Source organism: Lysinibacillus sp. JNUCC 51, assembly GCF_015999525.1.
Taxonomy (GTDB): domain Bacteria; phylum Bacillota; class Bacilli; order Bacillales_A; family Planococcaceae; genus Lysinibacillus; species Lysinibacillus xylanilyticus.
Genome location: NZ_CP065545.1, coordinates 1,229,733 through 1,249,041 on the forward strand (window position 1 = coordinate 1,229,733; position 19,309 = coordinate 1,249,041).

Annotated in this window: 17 protein-coding genes; all 17 read right to left on the bottom strand. The window is 38.6% G+C overall.

Annotated features, from left to right (window positions below; all coding sequences use genetic code 11):
* Window positions 1-18: 18 nt before the first annotated feature.
* The 17 genes from flgC to rplS all read right to left on the bottom strand — a co-directional run bounded on the left by flgC (window position 19) and on the right by rplS (window position 19,258).
* Complete coding sequence (gene flgC / locus JNUCC51_RS06320) at window positions 19-480, bottom strand: flagellar basal body rod protein FlgC (RefSeq protein ID WP_134018960.1); 462 nt, start codon at window positions 478-480, stop codon at window positions 19-21.
* Window positions 481-483: 3 nt separating this feature from the next.
* On the bottom strand, window positions 484-876 hold the full coding sequence (gene flgB, locus JNUCC51_RS06325) for a flagellar basal body rod protein FlgB (RefSeq protein ID WP_049668435.1): 393 nt from the start codon (window positions 874-876) through the stop codon (window positions 484-486).
* A gap of 1,569 nt (window positions 877-2,445) precedes the next feature.
* Entirely contained in the window at window positions 2,446-3,225 is a 780-nt protein-coding gene (codY, locus tag JNUCC51_RS06330; protein WP_049668434.1) for a GTP-sensing pleiotropic transcriptional regulator CodY, read from the bottom strand.
* A gap of 86 nt (window positions 3,226-3,311) precedes the next feature.
* Window positions 3,312-4,709, bottom strand: coding sequence for an ATP-dependent protease ATPase subunit HslU (gene hslU / locus JNUCC51_RS06335; protein ID WP_337991300.1), 1,398 nt, complete (start codon window positions 4,707-4,709; stop codon window positions 3,312-3,314).
* On the bottom strand, window positions 4,709-5,254 hold the full coding sequence (gene hslV, locus JNUCC51_RS06340) for an ATP-dependent protease subunit HslV (protein ID WP_100543946.1): 546 nt from the start codon (window positions 5,252-5,254) through the stop codon (window positions 4,709-4,711). The genes hslU and hslV overlap by 1 nt, the downstream gene beginning before the upstream one ends.
* 20 nt (window positions 5,255-5,274) lie before the next feature.
* Window positions 5,275-6,174 carry a tyrosine recombinase XerC gene (gene xerC, locus JNUCC51_RS06345; protein WP_134018966.1) on the bottom strand — a complete coding sequence of 300 codons (900 nt, stop codon included), beginning with the start codon at window positions 6,172-6,174 and terminating at the stop codon, window positions 5,275-5,277.
* 426 nt (window positions 6,175-6,600) lie between these two features.
* Window positions 6,601-7,914 (bottom strand): FADH(2)-oxidizing methylenetetrahydrofolate--tRNA-(uracil(54)-C(5))-methyltransferase TrmFO, encoded by a 1,314-nt coding sequence (trmFO, locus tag JNUCC51_RS06350; RefSeq protein WP_337991301.1) that lies wholly within the window; start codon window positions 7,912-7,914, stop codon window positions 6,601-6,603.
* An 18-nt stretch (window positions 7,915-7,932) separates the two neighbouring features.
* Entirely contained in the window at window positions 7,933-10,011 is a 2,079-nt protein-coding gene (gene topA, locus JNUCC51_RS06355) for a type I DNA topoisomerase (RefSeq protein ID WP_337991302.1), read from the bottom strand.
* A 91-nt stretch (window positions 10,012-10,102) separates the two neighbouring features.
* The gene (dprA, locus tag JNUCC51_RS06360; protein WP_337991303.1) at window positions 10,103-10,999 is read right to left on the bottom strand and encodes a DNA-processing protein DprA; all 897 of its coding nucleotides are present in this window, start codon (window positions 10,997-10,999) and stop codon (window positions 10,103-10,105) included.
* 192 nt (window positions 11,000-11,191) lie between these two features.
* Window positions 11,192-12,094 (bottom strand): succinate--CoA ligase subunit alpha, encoded by a 903-nt coding sequence (sucD, locus tag JNUCC51_RS06365; protein ID WP_337991304.1) that lies wholly within the window; start codon window positions 12,092-12,094, stop codon window positions 11,192-11,194.
* Window positions 12,095-12,111: 17 nt separating this feature from the next.
* The gene (sucC, locus tag JNUCC51_RS06370) at window positions 12,112-13,272 is read right to left on the bottom strand and encodes an ADP-forming succinate--CoA ligase subunit beta (protein WP_337991305.1); all 1,161 of its coding nucleotides are present in this window, start codon (window positions 13,270-13,272) and stop codon (window positions 12,112-12,114) included.
* A 162-nt stretch (window positions 13,273-13,434) separates the two neighbouring features.
* Complete coding sequence (locus JNUCC51_RS06375) at window positions 13,435-13,737, bottom strand: EscU/YscU/HrcU family type III secretion system export apparatus switch protein (protein WP_337991306.1); 303 nt, start codon at window positions 13,735-13,737, stop codon at window positions 13,435-13,437.
* On the bottom strand, window positions 13,734-15,629 hold the full coding sequence (locus tag JNUCC51_RS06380) for a TP0910 N-terminal domain-containing protein (RefSeq protein WP_337991307.1): 1,896 nt from the start codon (window positions 15,627-15,629) through the stop codon (window positions 13,734-13,736). Before JNUCC51_RS06380 ends, JNUCC51_RS06375 begins: the two co-directional genes overlap by 4 nt.
* Window positions 15,630-15,859: 230 nt before the next feature.
* Complete coding sequence (rnhB, locus tag JNUCC51_RS06385; protein WP_337991308.1) at window positions 15,860-16,618, bottom strand: ribonuclease HII; 759 nt, start codon at window positions 16,616-16,618, stop codon at window positions 15,860-15,862.
* A gap of 459 nt (window positions 16,619-17,077) precedes the next feature.
* Window positions 17,078-17,950 carry a ribosome biogenesis GTPase YlqF gene (gene ylqF, locus JNUCC51_RS06390; RefSeq protein WP_337991309.1) on the bottom strand — a complete coding sequence of 291 codons (873 nt, stop codon included), beginning with the start codon at window positions 17,948-17,950 and terminating at the stop codon, window positions 17,078-17,080.
* A 287-nt stretch (window positions 17,951-18,237) separates the two neighbouring features.
* Window positions 18,238-18,807 (bottom strand): signal peptidase I, encoded by a 570-nt coding sequence (lepB, locus tag JNUCC51_RS06395; RefSeq protein WP_337991310.1) that lies wholly within the window; start codon window positions 18,805-18,807, stop codon window positions 18,238-18,240.
* A gap of 106 nt (window positions 18,808-18,913) precedes the next feature.
* Window positions 18,914-19,258 carry a 50S ribosomal protein L19 gene (gene rplS / locus JNUCC51_RS06400; RefSeq protein WP_049668419.1) on the bottom strand — a complete coding sequence of 115 codons (345 nt, stop codon included), beginning with the start codon at window positions 19,256-19,258 and terminating at the stop codon, window positions 18,914-18,916.
* Window positions 19,259-19,309 lie beyond the last annotated feature (51 nt).

Below are 19,309 nucleotides of genomic sequence, written 5' to 3' on the forward strand. Positions count from 1 at the left end.
ATCTTCCTTTCTTCTTATTTATCTTCCAATCTCTAAAGCCTTTGTCAGCATGGATTTATTTGCATTCAATACAGTTACGTTTGCCTCGTAGGAACGAGTGGCTGACATTAAATCTACCATTTCTTTTAATGGATCTACATTCGGCATATTCACATAGCCCTCTGCATTCGCATCGGGATGAGTTGGATCATACACAAGTTTGAAAGGTGTTTCTGTATCTTCTTTTATTTGTGTAACTTTTACGCCGTTACCAACGCCACTTTTTGCGTTTTTACCAAGTGCGACATTAAAGAACTTTGAAAACTGCCCCTCTTGCGCCGTAAATGTCACAGACTTTCTACGGTATGGTTCCCACTCCCCATTCACTTGTCTAGCACGCGTTGTATCCATACCTGCCATATTTGAAGAAATGACATCCATTCGCAAACGCTGTGCTGTTAAAGCTGAGGCTGTGGTATTCATTCCATGAAAAATAGACATTTATTACTTACCTCCTTTAATAACAGTATTTAGTGTATTTAACTTACCGTTCATACGTTCAATTAATGCATTGTAATAAATTTGATTTTCCGCTAGTTTCGCCTGTTCAGCATCCATATCCACGGCATTACCGTTATTTCGATAACGTAAGCCATCGACATTATTCACACCAGGTGTTGATTGTCGAATCTCGAAATCATAATGTCTACTATCAGTACGATATGCCGAAATTGACATTTGTTGTTCTTTCTCCAACATATCCTTAAAACTTACATTTTTCGCCTTATAATTCGGCGTATCGACATTCGCAATGTTATTAGCGATTGTTTTATGATTCAAAGTTGCATAGGAAAGTCCGTTTTCCAGGCTACTAATAGTTCCTCCAAACAAATCCAAAACATTCACCTCATTTATGTATTTCATTTTTTATCCAATATCACAATTGTAATTAATATGATACGTAGTGTCTATTGTCTTTTGTCACTTTCTAATAGTGAATATGGCCCATTTTTATTTACAAATAACCAGGACAATACTTCCGCACCCCTTACTACGACAGGCTTCGCGGAGCACAACACATTTCTAGTCAATTTACACTATTTCGACAGTGTTTACGGTTTTAGAATTGAATTCCCCCCTTTTTTTAACAAAATAACGGTAGACACAATGTCTAAATTAGAGTTCCTTTTTACTATTTAAGTACAAGTTGGGAATATTGCACAAAATTCAGAATAGTAGTTCTAGACTGGCTTATAAGTAACCATTGGAGTAATTTATTTTTTTCACTTATGCAAAAAGTAATTCGCATTCAAAAAAACTAATTTAGGGAGAAAGCAACGATAATTGCGTCTACGAGGGATAAAAACTTACCTATAGAGATGAGGAAAAGGATTAAAACATAGATGATTCCTCCCCCCTATTTAGTACTATATCATAGTTCGACTTAATTAGAGTATTGTAAACCGGCTAAAAATTTCGTCGAATCCTTGTCGAATTACGAAAAAGTTCAAAAAGGCATCTGAAATAATTATTTCAGATGCCTTCATGTTACTAATGAAATTTAGGTGTGATAATCAATTATGCCTCGGCATAATTGATTCCTGAATCGGCTTTGTGCTTAGGCCTGCAGATGTTTTTTGCGCGAAAGCGTAGTGTTAACGTAGCGGCAGCGGCAGCGGCAGCGGCAACACAGCACCGACACAGGTCAGTTAGCCGTTATCGCATGGATACGATGATTTTAGGCTAACTTCCTTTATTAACTCCTTTCCGATTCCATGACATCCGCCGGAGGCCTTAACTTTTTGCTGAAAAGGGACTTAAAACCGCATTCATCTCACCACCTATAGAGGTGGGAGACTTCGAGCTGAAAGGAAGTTAAATAAATTATGGTTCTTTTGGAAAAACTAGCGGTTGATTTCCGTTCCTGCTGGGCGCTTTGTCGCTCCTGCTTCGATGTTGGTCACGAAGGCGTTATTACAGGACGTGACTTCGTTCCTCTATCGCTGATCCCGGAGGAGTCGCCCAGCCTCCACTCCAATCAAACTCCTCACATCGCGTGTATTCATAAAGATTTCCTTCGCCATTTTGTTTTTAAGCACATTACGCTTCGACATAATTACGTCGGGAGGCTTTCGGCTAACAAATGATTTTTGCGCGAAATCGTAGCGGCAACAGCACGAAGTTGGTCACTAAGTCATTGCCACAGGTTGTGGCGTTCTTAGACTAGGTTCCTCGATTCCAGCAGGGTGTTTGGACACCCACCGAAAAGTAACTTAAATCCACATTCATCCTAACTCTTAAAGGAGTGAGAGACTTCTGTACCTGTCGCTTCGCTTTCGCTACAAAAAAGACTTGTACCTGCCGCTTCGCTTTCGCTACAAAAAAGACTTGCTGAAAGAAATTAAAAAGGCATCCGGATAACTTCATTCCAGATGCCTTAAACCGTTCCCAAAGAACGTTTTAATATTATTTCATTTTAATTTCAGCTAATGCATTTAAGAATTTATCATTTAGTACTTTAATGTAAGTACCTTTCATACCTAGAGAGCGAGATTCGATTACACCTGCAGATTCTAGTTTACGTAATGCGTTTACGATTACTGAACGTGTAATGCCAACTCGGTCTGCAATTTTTGAAGCAACAAGTAAGCCTTCATGGCCGTCAAGCTCTTCAAAGATATGTTCAATTGCCTCTAACTCACTGTATGAAAGAGAATTAATTGCCATTTGTACGACCGCTTTGCTACGAGCTTCCTCTTCAATTTCCTCAGATTTTTCACGTAAAATTTCCATACCAACTACTGTTGCACCATACTCAGCTAAAATTAGATCGTCATCCTCGAATTGTGAAGATAAACGAGCAAGAATTAATGTACCTAGACGCTCACCACCACCAACAATCGGAACAATCGTTGTTAATGCATTTTGGAATAGCTCTTTGTTTTCAACTGGGAAAGCAGTATGTTCGTCATTGATATCTAAGTTTGAAGAAGTTTCAGAAATTGTAAACAAGCTATGTGTATATTCTTCTGGGAATTGACGCTCTTCGAACATCTTTTTCATACGTTCGTTTTCAATTTGTTGGTGAATTGAAATGCCTAAAAGCTTCCCTTTACGGCTTACAATATAAACATTACTGTCTATGATATCTCCTAATGTATCTGCCATTTCTTTAAAGTTTACTGGCTTACCAGCAGATGCTTGGAGCATCGAGTTAATTTTACGCGTTTTTTCTAATAAGTTCATTATATGTTCCTCCTATAAATATTCCGAAGAGTATTTACTTAATATTCTAAAGTTTTTTACAACTAAATAACAACTATTCAGCCTTCTTACAATATAAACTGTGACAAATCTTTGTTTTTTACTATACCCGCAAGTTTTCTATCTACATATGCAGCATTGATCGGAATACTAGCAGGAGCAATTTCTGCAGCTTCAAAGGATAGTTCTTCCAACAAGCGTTCTAAAATTGTGTGTAAACGTCGAGCCCCAATATTATCAGTCTCTTGATTGACCTCGGTTGCAATTTCTGCAATTCGTTCAATCGCGTCTTCAGTAAAGTTTATTTCCACGCCTTCTGTTTCTAATAATGCCTTGTATTGCAAAATAAGTGATTGGTCTGGTTCTTTCAAAATACGTACAAAATCTTGTTTTGTTAGTTTTTCTAGCTCTACTCGAATCGGGAATCGACCTTGCAATTCAGGAATTAGATCTGATGGCTTCGACATATGAAACGCTCCAGCAGCAATGAACAGCATAAAGTCTGTTTTTACAGCACCATACTTCGTCGTTACAGTAGAACCTTCAACGATAGGCAGAATATCACGTTGCACACCCTCACGTGATACATTCGCAGAGGAGTTACTATCCTTACTAGCGATTTTATCAATTTCATCAATAAAAATAATACCTGACTGTTCAGCTCTTAAAATAGCTTCTTGGGCAACTTCATCTGCATCTATCAGCTTATTCGCTTCCTCGATTGTTAAAATACGGCGCGCATCTTTCACTTGTACACGGCGTTTCTTCTGCTTTTTAGGCATCAAACTAGATAACATATCCTGCATGCCATTGTTTGAAGACATATCCATTCCCGTTCCTTGTAATGCATCGAAAATAGAAGGATTCTGTTCAGTTACTTCAACTGTAACCCATTCGTTTTCTAATTTACCATTACGTAAATCGATAGCGATTTGCGCACGTTTGGAGCGTACTTCAGTTTCTTCAGATGAATCGTCATTGGACGGCTGTTCTTTCCCACCAAATAACATTTCAAATGGATTTTGCATAGACTGTTTTTTTCGTAAGGAAGGAACCAATAACTTTACGATGGCTTCGTTTGCTAATTCTTCTGCTTGGTCTTTCACAGACTCCATCATTTCTTCTTTAACAAGACGATGAGAAGCTTCTACTACATCACGTACCATTGACTCGACGTCGCGTCCAACGTACCCTACTTCTGTAAACTTTGTTGCTTCTACCTTCACAAATGGTGCATTCGTTAGTTTTGCAATTCTTCGTGCAATTTCTGTTTTTCCGACACCTGTAGGTCCAATCATCAAAATATTTTTCGGAATTACCTCAGCCTTCATCTCATCACTTAATAATGAGCGACGATATCGATTACGAAGTGCAATAGCTACCGCTCGCTTCGCTTCATTTTGTCCAACGATATAACGATCCAAATGCTCAGTAATTTGTCTTGGCGTTAAATTATTTTTTGTCATTAGTTAAGCGCCTCCACGATAATATTATGATTCGTAAACACACAGATTTCAGCAGCGGTTTCTAATGCCGCTTCTGCAATTTCGCGAGCAGACATTGTATCACCCGCATATTTTTTCAGAGCACGACCTGCTGATAATGCATAATTACCCCCAGAACCAATTGCCAAAATCCCATCATCCGGTTCAATTACTTCTCCCGTACCCGAAACAAGAAGGAGCGTACTTTTATCCATTACAAGTAGCATGGCCTCTAATTGGCGTAGCATTTTATCACCGCGCCATTGCTTAGCCACTTCAACCGCTGCACGTTGTAAGTTGCCATTGTATTCATTTAACTTTCCTTCAAACATTTCAAAAAGTGTAAAAGCATCGGCAACCGATCCGGCAAATCCGGCTAACACCTGCCCATTAAACAGACGTCTGACCTTCCTTGCTGTACCCTTCATCACAACCGCATTCCCTAGGGTTACTTGACCATCACCTGCCATAGCGCAACCTCCATTATGATGAACTGCAAATATCGTAGTCGCATGAATTTGTCCCATTTGCCTTCCTCCTTAGCTTATTATGCCCTTGGATGAGCATTCATATAGGTTTGACGAAGATGCTCTTTTGTTACATGTGTGTAAACTTGTGTAGAAGTTAAATGAGCGTGGCCTAATAACTCCTGCACCGTACGTAAATCTGCGCCATTATTCAATAAATGTGTGGCAAAAGTATGGCGAAGCATATGTGGATATATTTTCGTATGGAGCGAGGCATTGTCAATCATTTCTGTTAAAATATGACGTACACCTCGAGGAGTAAGTTCCCCACCGCGCATGTTGACAAACAATTGCTGATGACTAGTGTTTTTCATCAATCGTGGACGAGCTTGTTCTATGTAATCCTGCATAGCTAAACTCGCAAATTGCCCGAATGGAATAATACGTTCTTTTCGCCCTTTTCCCATTACTCTAATAATTGAATAATGAAAATCAACATCTTCTACTTGAATAGAGGTGAGCTCACTTACACGAATACCTGTTGCATATAACAGCTCTAATATAGCTGTATTTCTTAATGATTTCAAATCATCGCCAACATTCGCATCAAATAGCTGCTTCAATTCTTCTTCGTAGAAAAAACTAGGTAAGCGTGATTCTTTTTTTGGATGATAAAGTGATCGAAACGCCCCATCATCTAATCCGTACTGTCTATTTAGAAAGCGATAGAAAGAGCGTATTGAGGAGATCTTCCTTGACACCGATGATCTTGCTCTCTTTTCATCGTACAACTTTGTTACATAAAGACGTGCATGTATATACTCAACACTAGCTAAATCATTTACGCCTTCCACCTGCAAAAACGCTAAAAAATCTAGTAGATCCGATTCATATTCTCGCACTGTATGAACAGAGAAGTTTTTTTCAATTTGGATATAAAGCATAAACTGCTCAAGTGCATCTTGTGACGAAACTAACATTAAAAGATTCACCACCAACGAATTATTATAAACCTTCTCAAAATTACGGCTCATTACCATAACGTGGGGTTGGTTTCCGTTCCGGCTGGTCGCTTTCCCGGGGGGCGTCTCAGTCGGAACGGAAACCAACATATATACATAGCATACGTTTCAATGCCATAACTAATGTTTGGTAATGGACCCAAATACTTACACCTTTTAAAGAATGCACAATTACGTTTATCTCTTTAGGTTTGTCACTTTGGGTATCGAAAAGTAGAAAACATACATATTGACACTATACCTATCTTCATCATATAGCAAGTGGAAATGTTTATATTTTGAGAAAATCTCCATACAAAAGAATAAAATACGTGTAAATTAGCATTTTACCTACAAAAAGAAAAAGCCTCTAAGAGTATATCAACTTTTAGAGGCTTTTTGCAATCAAATTGTTTGTGAATTCACAAAATTACGAATTGCGCTTATTGCACGTGTTGCATGCATCTCTGCACGCTCTGGTTTTGAACGACGCCCCGGTGGTAATTCAGGGAAAATTCCGAAGTTAACGTTCATTGGCTGGAAGTTTTTAGATTGTGCTTCTGTTATATAACGCGCCATACTTCCTAACGCCGTTTCGAATGGGAAGATAATTGTTTCTTGTCCCAATGCTACTCGAGCTGCATTTATACCAGCAATTAATCCACTACCAGCAGATTCAACATATCCTTCGACACCTGTCATTTGACCTGCAAAGAAAATATTTTTTCGCTCGCGAAGCTGATAAGTTTTCTCTAGAACCTTTGGTGAATTAATGAACGTATTTCTATGCATAACTCCATAACGAACGATTTCAACATTCTCTAATCCCGGGATTAATTGCAGTACTTCTTTCTGTGGTCCCCATTTTAAATGTGTTTGGAAGCCAACAATATTGTAAAGAGTTCCTGCTGCATCATCTTGACGTAATTGAACAACAGCATAAGGTCGTTTCCCTGTTTTTGGATCTTCTAAACCTACTGGCTTCATCGGTCCAAATAACATTGTTTTCTCCCCGCGAGCAGCCATTACTTCGATAGGCATACAGCCTTCAAAGTAAATTTCCTTTTCAAATTCTTTTAATGGCACAACCTCTGCTTCGATTAACGCTTGACGGAAACGATCAAATTCTTCCTTTGTCATAGGACAGTTTAAATAAGCTGCTTCCCCTTTATCGTATCGAGATTTTAAATAAACTTTTTCCATATCGATGCTATCTTTTTCAATAATTGGTGCTGCTGCATCGTAGAAATATAGATAATCTAACCCTGTTAAGCCCTGAATTTTTTCAGCTAAAGCTTTCGATGTTAGTGGTCCTGTTGCGATTACAGTAATGCCTTCTGGAATTTCAGTGACTTCTTCATGAATTACTTCGACAAGAGGATGATTTTTTACTGATTCTGTCACATATCCCGCAAATTCATGACGATCCACCGCTAAGGCACCGCCTGCTGGTACTGAACATGCATCTGCTGCCTTCATAATAACAGAATCTAAAATACGCATTTCTTCTTTAATCACACCTACTGCATTTGTTAATCCATTTGCACGTAGTGAGTTCGAACAAACAAGCTCTGCAAATTTATCAGTATGGTGGGCTGGTGTTTGCTTTACCGGACGCATTTCATAAAGTTTAACTTTCACACCACGTTGAGCAATTTGCCAAGCGGCCTCACTGCCCGCAAGACCTGCGCCTATTACATTTACTACTTGTTCAGTCATGTTCTTACCATCTTTCTATCATTGAGTAGGTGTCTCTTCATAGTCACATTTCGTACACTGAATTTGCACACCTTTTTTAATTTTTTTCTCTACTAATAATGCACTACATTTCGGGCATGGTCTACTAATTGGCTTGTCCCAAGAAACAAATTCACACTCTGGGTACTGATTGCAACCATAGAATAAACGCTTTGTTTTACTCTTTCGTTCTACAATTTCGCCTGTTTCACAGGAAGGACATTTTACACCAATAGGTTTCATAATAGCTTTTGTATTGCGGCAATCTGGGAAGTTTGAACAAGCCATAAATTTCCCATATCGTCCAAGCTTATAGACCATTGGAGATCCACAAAGCTCACAATCCTCGCCGGCAGGTTCATCTTTAATAACAACCTTTTCCATAGCCTCATCTGCATGTTTTACATGGACCTCGAAATCCTTATAAAACTCATGTACAACTTCTTTCCACTGACGATCGCCTTCTTCAATATGATCCAAATCTTGCTCCATTTGTGCTGTGAATTCGATATTTATGATATCAGGGAAAAACTCTAATACAAGTTGGTGTACGATTTCTCCTAGCTCGGTCGGCATAAATCGTTTTGCATCTAACACGACATAGCCACGGCGCTGAATTGTATCGAGGGTCGGTGCATAAGTGGACGGGCGCCCTATACCTAACTCTTCCATTGTCTTTACAAGACGCGCCTCTGAATAGCGTGGTGGTGGCTGTGTAAAATGTTGCTTCGGCTCAATTTCAAGCGATTTTACTTGATCGCCAACTTCCATTTCAGGTAGAAGCTTTGTTGTTTCTTCAGTTTGATCATCTGTACCCTCAATATATAATTTCATAAAGCCAGCAAATTTAACTTGCGAACCGTTTGCACGGAATAAAACATCCCCATTTTGAAGATCAACAGCAACTGTATCAAGTACAGCTGGTGCCATCTGACTTGCGATAAAGCGCTCCCAAATTAAACGATATAAGCGCAATTGGTCACGACTAAGCACCGCTTTTAATTCATCCGGAGTTCTCATCGTACTAGTTGGACGAATAGCCTCATGGGCATCTTGTGCATTAGATGCTTTTTTAGCCTGCTTCGATTCTGTGGAGATAAATTCTTTGCCGTATTTGGATTCAATGTAGGCAATAGCCTCTGTTTTTGCCGTATCCGAAATACGTGTTGAATCGGTACGCATATAAGTGATTAAACCGACTGTCCCCTCTTTTTTACCAACATCAATACCTTCATATAATTGTTGCGCAAGCATCATCGTTTTCTTAGCACGGAAATTTAACTTACGTGCGGCCTCTTGCTGTAATGAAGATGTTGTAAAAGCAGGTGCTGCGTTTCGTTTACGTTCTTTTTTAGATACATTGACAACTTCAAAACTTGTACCTTTAACATTTTTTAAAATAGATTTTACTTGTTCTTCATTTGTTAATTTAATTTTTTCTTTGCCATTGCCATAATAAAGCGCATCGAACGTTTTCTTACCTTTTTCAAAAGATCCTTCAATTGTCCAATATTCTTCCGGTTGGAAGTTTTTAATTTCATTTTCACGATCAATAATCATACGTAGTGCTACAGATTGAACTCGTCCTGCTGATAGTCCCTTTTTAACCTTTTTCCAAAGAATCGGACTAATGTTATAACCAACAAGTCTGTCCAATATACGACGTGTTTGCTGTGCATCTACTAAATCCATATTAATAGGACGTGGATTTTTAAAAGATTCTACAATCGCATCTTTAGTAATTTCATTAAAAACGACACGACAATCTGAATGAATATCAATATTTAATGCAGTTGCAAGGTGCCAAGCAATCGCTTCTCCCTCGCGGTCTGGATCGGCCGCTAGAAATACTTTCTTCACTTTTTTAGCCGCAGACTTTAATTCCTGTAAAACAGGCCCTTTACCACGAATCGTAATATATTTAGGTTCATAATTATTTTCAGGACTAACGCCCATTTGGCTACGTGGTAAATCACGAACATGCCCGATAGACGCCTTTACTTTATATTTTTTCCCTAAATATCGTTCAATTGTTTTTGCTTTTGCTGGTGATTCTACAATCACTAAATAATCCGCCATCTATGTCTCCCCCTTAGAGAGGTCTATTGCTAATTTTTTAAGTTACCTGTTGCAAAATGTATAACAGATTTTAAGATAATGCAACTTTTTTTCAATTTTTGTTAGAAAAGAGAGTAAGTGTTTCAACGATTTCATGACCATTGCACACCGGAATAGCCCCTTCTAATAGTAGTTTATTTGTGCCTTTTGATTGCTCCGCATTAATTGGACCCGGTACAACAAATACATCTTTTCCTTGATCTAATGCATATTCTGTTGTAATAAGCGTTCCACTTCTTAATGCTGCTTCGGTTACAACTAAAGCTTTGGACAACCCGCTAATTATTCGGTTACGCATTGGAAAATGCCATTTTTCAGGCTTCATATACGGAGGGTACTCTGTGACAAGTAACTGATGCTCCGCCATATGCTCAGCGAGAGACTGGTTTTCCTTAGGATATAAATAATTAAACCCGTGCCCAAGCACTGCAATTGTGGATCCGCCAACTTTTATGGTTGTCTCATGAGCTATCGTATCTGCCCCTCTTGCAAGTCCGCTTACAACTGTATATTCGTGTTCAACAAGTGGCGGGACGATTAGGTCCATCGCAGTCTTTGTATAAGCTGTAGCCTTTCTAGAGCCTATAATAGCTACTTGTTTTTCTTTCGTTAATAGAGAATACTGACCTTTCACATACAATACAGTAGGTGGACTGGATATTTCAAATAATTGCGCCGGGTAAACAGGATGATGAAAAGGGATAGGGGAAATATTGGCCCGTTCATAAGCTCCCTCAAATGGAAATGTCACAATTTGTCGGAAAATCTGAGATATTTCCAATGCTTTTTGAGATGATATTTGTAGTGCTTTGGCAATCTCGTTGGGGGGCGCTTCTTCAAAATAACTTAGTATATCCACCGGGGACAATAATTGCTGAAGTTTTTGAAGTGGTAATGGGTATATATAATGTAAAGCTAGTAATCTCTGTGTATCGACTGAAAAAATCATTTAAAAACCTCCTTTTAATAGAAGAAATTAAATGACCGCATCTTTAATGACATAGCTTTTTTTAGGAAAGGTCCTTTTACAGTAAGTAGGGAGTTAGCTATTTCATCTCTTGAACACAATTCCATTAAAAGCGTTTAAAGCCATGCCAAAATAAAGAAAAAGATGTAGCCACAACGTGCTACATCTTCCATTTTAATGGGTTTTACACTTTTCGTATAGCCCTTTTTCTTTGATTACTTTAATAAGTGTGTCACCAATGACAGATGGCGTTTCTGCTACTTCAATACCAGCAGCATTCATTGCCTTAATTTTCTCTGCTGCTGTTCCTTTACCACCTGAAATAATAGCACCTGCGTGACCCATACGTTTACCTGGAGGTGCTGTTTGTCCACCGATAAAGCCAACGACAGGTTTTGTCATATTTGCTTTAATCCACTCAGCCGCTTCTTCTTCAGCTGTACCCCCAATTTCCCCAATCATTACAACTGCATATGTTTCTGGATCGTTGTTAAACGCTTCCAAAACATCGATAAAGTTTGTACCGTTGACAGGGTCTCCACCGATACCTACAGCTGTAGTTTGACCAATACCAGCTTGTGTTAATTGGTGTACGGCTTCGTATGTTAACGTACCAGAGCGAGAAACAACTCCTACATGCCCTTTCGTATGGATATAACCTGGCATAATACCAATTTTACATTCATCTGCCGTAATAACACCCGGACAGTTCGGGCCTACTAGACGTGTCTTTTTACCTTCCATATAACGTTTAACCTTAACCATATCAAGGACAGGAATATGTTCAGTAATACAGATTGTTAATTCTAATTCAGCATCTACAGCCTCTAAAATAGCATCTGCAGCGAATGGAGCAGGTACATAAATAACTGAAGTTGTTGCGCCTGTTGCAGCTACAGCTTCCGCCACAGTGTTAAATACAGGTACTCCTTCGATTTCAAGTCCACCTTTACCCGGTGTTACTCCAGCTACAATTTTAGTACCATACTCAAGCATTTGCTTCGTATGGAAAAGCGCAGTTTCGCCCGTAATCCCTTGTACAATTACCTTAGTATCTTTATTAATAAATACAGCCATTGTTCTCCCTGCCTTCCTTAGCCTACTAGTCCCACAATTTTTTGTGCACCGTCAGCCATTGAATCCGCTGCAACGATGTTTAAACCAGATGCATTTAAAATCTCTTTTCCAAGTTCTACATTTGTACCTTCTAAACGTACAACTAACGGCACAGCTAAGCCAATTTCTTTGGCAGCTGTCACAACACCCTCGGCAATAATGTTACACTTCATAATTCCGCCAAAAATGTTTACGAAAATGCCTTTTACTTGTGGATCAGAAAGAATAATTTTGAAAGCTTCTGTTACTTTTTCTGCCGTTGCACCGCCACCTACATCTAGGAAGTTAGCAGGGCTTCCGCCATAATAGCTAATTGTGTCCATTGTAGCCATTGCAAGACCAGCTCCATTAACCATACAGCCAATGTTGCCATCTAACGAAATGTAACTAAGGTCATATTTTGATGCTTCGATTTCCTTCGGATCTTCTTCATCAAAATCACGTAATTCGACAATATCTTTATGACGATATAACGCATTTGCATCGAAATTAAATTTAGCATCTAATGCCAAAACTTCTCCTTGTCCAGTTATAACAAGTGGATTAATTTCTACAATTGAAGCATCTTTGTCGATAAATGCTTGATACAAGCCTAACATTAATTTAACAGCTTTCCCCACTAGGTTAGCTGGAATATTCATATTAAACGCCATGCGACGTGCTTGGAAACCTGTTAATCCAACAACAGGATCCACAACTTCTTTGAAGATTTTTTCTGGATTAGATTCCGCTACTTCTTCAATATCCATGCCACCCTCTTCAGACCCCATCATTGTTACACGGGATGTTGCACGGTCTAATACTAGACTTAAATAGTATTCTTTTTGGATATCAGAACCCTCTTCAATATATAAGCGTTTTACTTCTTTTCCCTCTGGACCTGTTTGATGAGTTACTAAAATTTTACCTATTAATTCTTTTGCGTATGTACGCACCTCGTCAAGGTTTTTAGCGATTTTTACGCCCCCTGCTTTACCGCGTCCACCTGCATGAATTTGCGCCTTGACTACTGTCACATTAGAGCCAAGTTCTTTCGCTACTTTCACTGCTTCATCAGGGGAAAAAGCTACTTTTCCGTTTGGTACAGCTACACCATATTTTCTAAGAATCTCTTTCCCTTGATATTCATGGATATTCATAATACATCCTCCCATCAAACATTTGCATAAAATTGTTTTACTAACATAATCTATTCTAACGAAAGATTCTGATAAAGTCTATACCTTGTCTCTTATTCATTTTTTATCTTTTAATATGACGCATTCTTCTATTTAGTGTACTAAAACAGAGTTTTATGAAAATCAGAATTCTCTATTTTTTCTATATTTTCGAGCATATTGTTGGTCTAATCGATAAATAAATGCAAAAACCTCAGCAACAGCTTCATACAATTCTTCTGGGATTGACTCATTTAGATCTAATTGTCCAAGTAGTTGGACAAGGTTTGGATCCTCATAAATCGGGACATCGTGCTCATTCGCGCGCGCTAATATATTTTCAGCTATTTTTCCTTTTCCTTTTGCTACTACTGTTGGACTATCAAAACGTCCTAACTTATACGTGAGAGCGATGGCCTCTTTTCGAGTAAATTTTTCTTCACTCATACGCGAAAATCCACCCCACTATGTTCCTCCTGCTGTTCTACTACAGGGGTTGTTTTAGCAGGCTGGGCTTTTTCAAATTGTTTAATAAAAACTCCCGAAAGTTGATATTCTTTTTCAGCTAGGCCTATTTTTAACGCTGCTTTCAGTGGTTCTGCAAGCGGAATAATATCATCATTTTCATTAAATACTGTCACAGAAACTACACGATTTTGAACCTGCATATCAATAACCGTTTCTTTCATAGATTCCATTTGTAAATAAAATAATATACGCGCATAATTGGCATCAATTTTACCGTCTTCCTTCATGCGCCCATTCCACTGCAATGTCGCATCCATTTTCTTACCGAAAAATTCCAATGGCACTTGCATAATAAGCTGATGCTGATGGCCATTCTCCCCTGATGCTAGCTGCATGCCGTTCATTCGTGTCATTAACATTTCTGCGGCCTCTTTCAGCTGTGGAGAAATATGTGTTTCCTGCAATAATGTATGTAGCTGCGGTTTTAATTGATGCGCAATCTGCTGTAAATCTGCCGACTTATTATTAAGTGTCGCTTCATAGCTAACCCCTAGATTTTTTAATACCGTTTTAAGCGCATGTTCCATCGCTTTACTGTCCATAGAATTTTGTACATAGGCATCTGCTTGCGTAACAATCTGCTGAATCATTGATTGCGGGGATTCAACACTATTTTTCATAAGACTTCGCATGAATGCTTCATTTTGTAGCGGAGTAGTAGCTTCATGCTTTAAAAGTGATAATAAGTGGTCCTTTACTGAAAGAGCATTAGCGTCTTGTGTAAATAAACGCTCCGAGGAATTTTCTGCAAACGCTTTTATAAGTTGTTCTTGCATCTGTTTTGCAAAAATCTCTAGAGTTTGTTTAGTTGCTGGTAGCTGATTAAGTCTATCGATAAGTTGATTTAATGACTGCTTTTGTTCATCGGTTAGCAAGCTTTGATTTGCCGTCCAAGATTTAAGCTGGTCAACAAGATGATTTATATTGTCAGATTTTGTCGTTAAAATTGCTTGAATAACTTCTCCTGCCTGCTGAAACTGATTTGACTGTATAGACTTTACATCGTTAAGGCTTGACCAGTTTTGCAAGGTTGCCTGCTGAGGAAGTATTCCTGCCTCCTTTAAGATATTCATGGCTTGAATCTTTTCACTCATAGAAGCAGCATTATTCGTTAATATTTGTATGGACTTAGCAAGTACTAAACTACCTGTTTCTACTTCAAAAGGCTTTGCAATAGCCTGTACCTGTTGCATTAGATTTTGCTTAAGGTTTTCTGGTAAAGCGAGTTCTTTCGTTAAAAGCTGTGTAAAGTTTTCCATTACGGAAATCATGCCATTAGTCTTTTGTCCACTAATAAGAGCTTGAAAAACATCATTTGTCATTGGCATTTTTAACTCTACCATTTTTTGAATGGCTTGCAGGGCATCCATCTTAGTAACGTCCTCTGGTAATCCTTTTAACCACATTTCTGCTTGCATCAACTGCTCTTTTGAAATCGGGAGTTGCGCTTTCATAAAATGAGTTAGAAGTTGCTGCATCTCAGCCGTTTTTGGCAAATTCATTGATTCAAGTAATTGATTAATTTGTTGACTTTGGGAAGTCGTTTGCTCCATAGGGCCCGTAACAACTTTTAGTTCTGTTTGTGGGCTTGTACCCGTTACTTGGAAGAAATGGGCATCTCCTGCTTTTAGTGGCACTTCGAGTTTAGCAACAAATTTTTGATGACCAACTTGAATTTCTGCCATTTGATCTGGATATAATTGTTTAATTGTTCCTTGAAATACTTGTCCTTGTTTTAAAGTGAGTGGCTGATTAGCTGAGGTTAAAGTAGCTTGTTGCATTTGAATCGGATTAAAAGATGTGGCTGTCATATACATACTCCTTTCATCAATTACTCCTTGGCGTAATTGGCTTCTATTTTTATTTGGCTCATCACCATAGCGTAGGGTTGATTTCCGCTCCGACTGCGCGCTTTCATGGGGGGCGTCCAGTCTCCGCTCCAATCAACTTATCCACATAATATACGTTATAGCAAATATCCTTCCTAACTTTTGGTGATGTGCCTTTTATTTTTTGTATGCAATTATGTTATTAAAATGCCTTAAAGCATTGATTTTATTGGCTCAAACGACTTACGATGATGGATTGTTGGACCGAACTCTTCAAGTGCTTTTAAATGCTGTTTTGTACCATATCCAGCATGCTGGGCAAAACCATACATAGGGAATTCCTCGTCCAATTGATCCATATAATCATCTCGAGCCGTTTTTGCTAATATGGATGCAGCTGCAATAGCTAAGCTTTTCGCATCCCCTTTAATTATTGAATTCTGTGGAATTGAGATTGGTAGCGTCATAGCATCAACTAACACATAATTAGGTTTAATAGATAACGATTCTACACTTATCTTCATCGATTGCTTCGTCGCTTCGTAAATATTTAATTCATCAATTTGTTGTGCTGATTGGAAATGGATAAAATAACATAATGCATGCTCTTTTACTAAAGCGGCATAAGCATTGCGTTTATCTTTTGATAATTGCTTTGAATCATTTAATCCGACTAGAGCCTCACAGTTTGCTGGTAAAATAACAGCAGCTGTTACTACCGGTCCTGCTAACGGTCCACGCCCTGCTTCATCTACCCCAGCAATTAAAGTATTTTCTCCTCCGTAACTTTGATCGAAATCAACTTTCGCTTGATGTTCCTGCAGTAGCTGTTGCTTCTTCTCTTGGCGCTTTTTCCAGCCTTGCCAAGCCTTTTGCACTCCTGCACGTTCATCGGTTGCTATCCCTGTCATCCAATCCTGCCATTCCTCCACTTCTTTTAATGCTGTAGTAATTTCTTTAATCGTTTTCATATATTTACTCCCTTTTGGTTCTTAACAGTTATTCGCTAATCTTACTTTTTAGAGGGCTAAACATTCACCCTAACGTTTTGGCGTTTTTCACAATATACATCCTTTTTTGTAATATGTACTTAAATACACAATCACTCTTCATTCCGCACGTGTGCAGTCTGAGTATTCTCGCCCATACTTTTATACTAACAATACTTTTTTATAAAGAACAGGTTTGGAATCATCACTAATATTCTGGAATGGTATTTCATGTATTTTAATTGATTATAGTGGAGGCTGGACGACGAAAGCGTTTAACCGAAACGGAAATCAATCCCCACGTTATAACGAAAAGCTCCGAATTGATTCAAAAATATTTATTTCTTTTTTCTCTCTCTATATCATTTATCGGCAAGATGAAGTATTCCTAAAAGAAAAACTGTCACACTCACGATTTAAGGCGTGAGTATGACAGTTTTATTACTGTTCTGTTTCTTTTTCAAGTTGTTCGTCAACAAAGTCAAATGTTAGTTTGCCTAATTGTAATCCACGAATATCTCGAACGATCAGTTGAGCTACTTGATCATAATCGATTTCTCCACCAGGACCGAAAACACGACGAAGTTTACCGATATGATCGAAGGTATCTACTAAATCTTCATGGATAAACTGGAAGCCATAGCGTTCTTCCATTCGTGACGGATAATGAACGGATAAAAAGCGTAGACCATATACAGCTAAATCCTCCATATTCGTTATAGTATCCTTTATAGCACCTGTTAAGGCTAATTTATAACCTACTTCTTGATCTTCAAATTTCGGCCATAAAATACCTGGTGTATCGAGTAATTCAAGCTCCTTGCCTACCTTTATCCATTGCTGAGCCTTAGTGACCCCCGGAGTATTCCCTGTTTTCGCTATATTTTTCTTTGCTAGGCGATTAATCAGCGTCGATTTCCCTACGTTAGGAATTCCAACAATCATTGCTCGAATGGCTCTCGGCTTCATCCCACGTGACTTCATACGGTCAAATTTTTCTTTTAATATTTCTTGAGCAGCCTTTGTAACCTGCTGTAATCCTTTGCCTTCCAGAGAATTGATTGCTACTGCCTTATGCCCCCTCTGTGCAAAGTATTCAACCCATTTACGTGTTTCCTGCTCATCTGCCATATCTGACTTATTTAAGATAAGGAGACGTGGTTTTTGATTAATTACTTCGTCTATCATCGGATTTCGGGAAGATAGCGGTAAACGTGCATCTATTAATTCAAATATAATATCAACTAACTTTAATTTTTCTGTTACTTCTCTGCGGGCCTTTGCCATATGCCCTGGAAACCATTGTATAGTCATATCTATACCTCCTAAACTAAAAGAAAAAGGGAGTTTTAACTTCTTTCAGCAGGTGTCCAAACGCCTGTAGCTGACGCTTCGCTTTCGCTACAAAAAAGACCTGCTGAAAGAAGTTAAAGCCTCCGGCGGATGTCATGGAATCGGAAAGGCGTTCTTAGGGGAGGTTAGCCTAAAATCATCGTATCCATGCGATAACGGCTAACTGACCTGCATCCTGCAGGCCTAAGCACAAAGCCGATTCCAGACGCAATTATGCCAAGGCATAATTGATCTCTCCCTTTCAAGAATTACTTTACAATTTTAATATCACTAAACGGCCAGAAAATCAGACTTGTATTACCAATAATCTCTTTCTGATCGACGACTCCAATAATACGACTGTCCTTACTGTATCGACGATTATCTCCCATTACGAAAACATAGCCTTCTGGAATTACATTATCTTTTAGGTTTACATCAATGTCTTTTAATGTAAAATCCTCTGTTAAAGTACCTTCTGTAATTTTTGATTTGTAAGCATCTAAATAGGGCTCATCTATCGGTTCACCGTTAATGTATAATTGGTCATTTTTATATTCCAATGTCTCTCCTGGAAGTCCAATAACACGTTTAATATAGTTTTTCTTTTCAGGAGCATGGAATACAACAATATCAAAGCGTTTTGGTTCACCTATTTTATAACCAATTTTATTCACAATCATACGGTCGCCATCTTCAAGGGTTGGCATCATGGATTGACCATCTACTGCAATGGGTGTAAATAAAAAATAACGAATAATCGCTGCAATCGCAAATGCAATTAGAAGTGCCTTTGTCCATTCCCATAGTTCATTCTTTTCCTTTATCTGTTTTTCCATCGAGATTTGCCCCCTTGTCTATCCTCATTTTAGTTGAAAGCTATTTAAGATGACAAGCAAAAAGAAAAGGGGCTTGTTGTACAAGCCCCTCACTTTTAAGTCATAATTATCGAATTTCTTTAATACGAGCAGCTTTACCACGTAGGTTACGTAGGTAGTAAAGTTTAGCACGACGTACTTTACCACGACGTACAACTTCTAAGTTAGCGATTTTTGGTGTGTGTACAGGGAATGTACGTTCAACACCTACACCGTAAGAAATTTTACGAACTGTGAAAGTTTCGCTAATACCGCCACCACGACGTTTAATTACTACACCTTCGTATACTTGGACACGTTCACGAGTACCCTCTACTACTTTCACGTGTACCTTAACAGTATCACCAGGACGGAAAGTTGGTAGATCAGTGCGAAGCTGAGCTTTTGTAATCTCTGTAATAATGTTTGACATTGTTTTTCTCTCCTTAGACAGATGCTCTTGCACGCAATCTATGCCACAGCG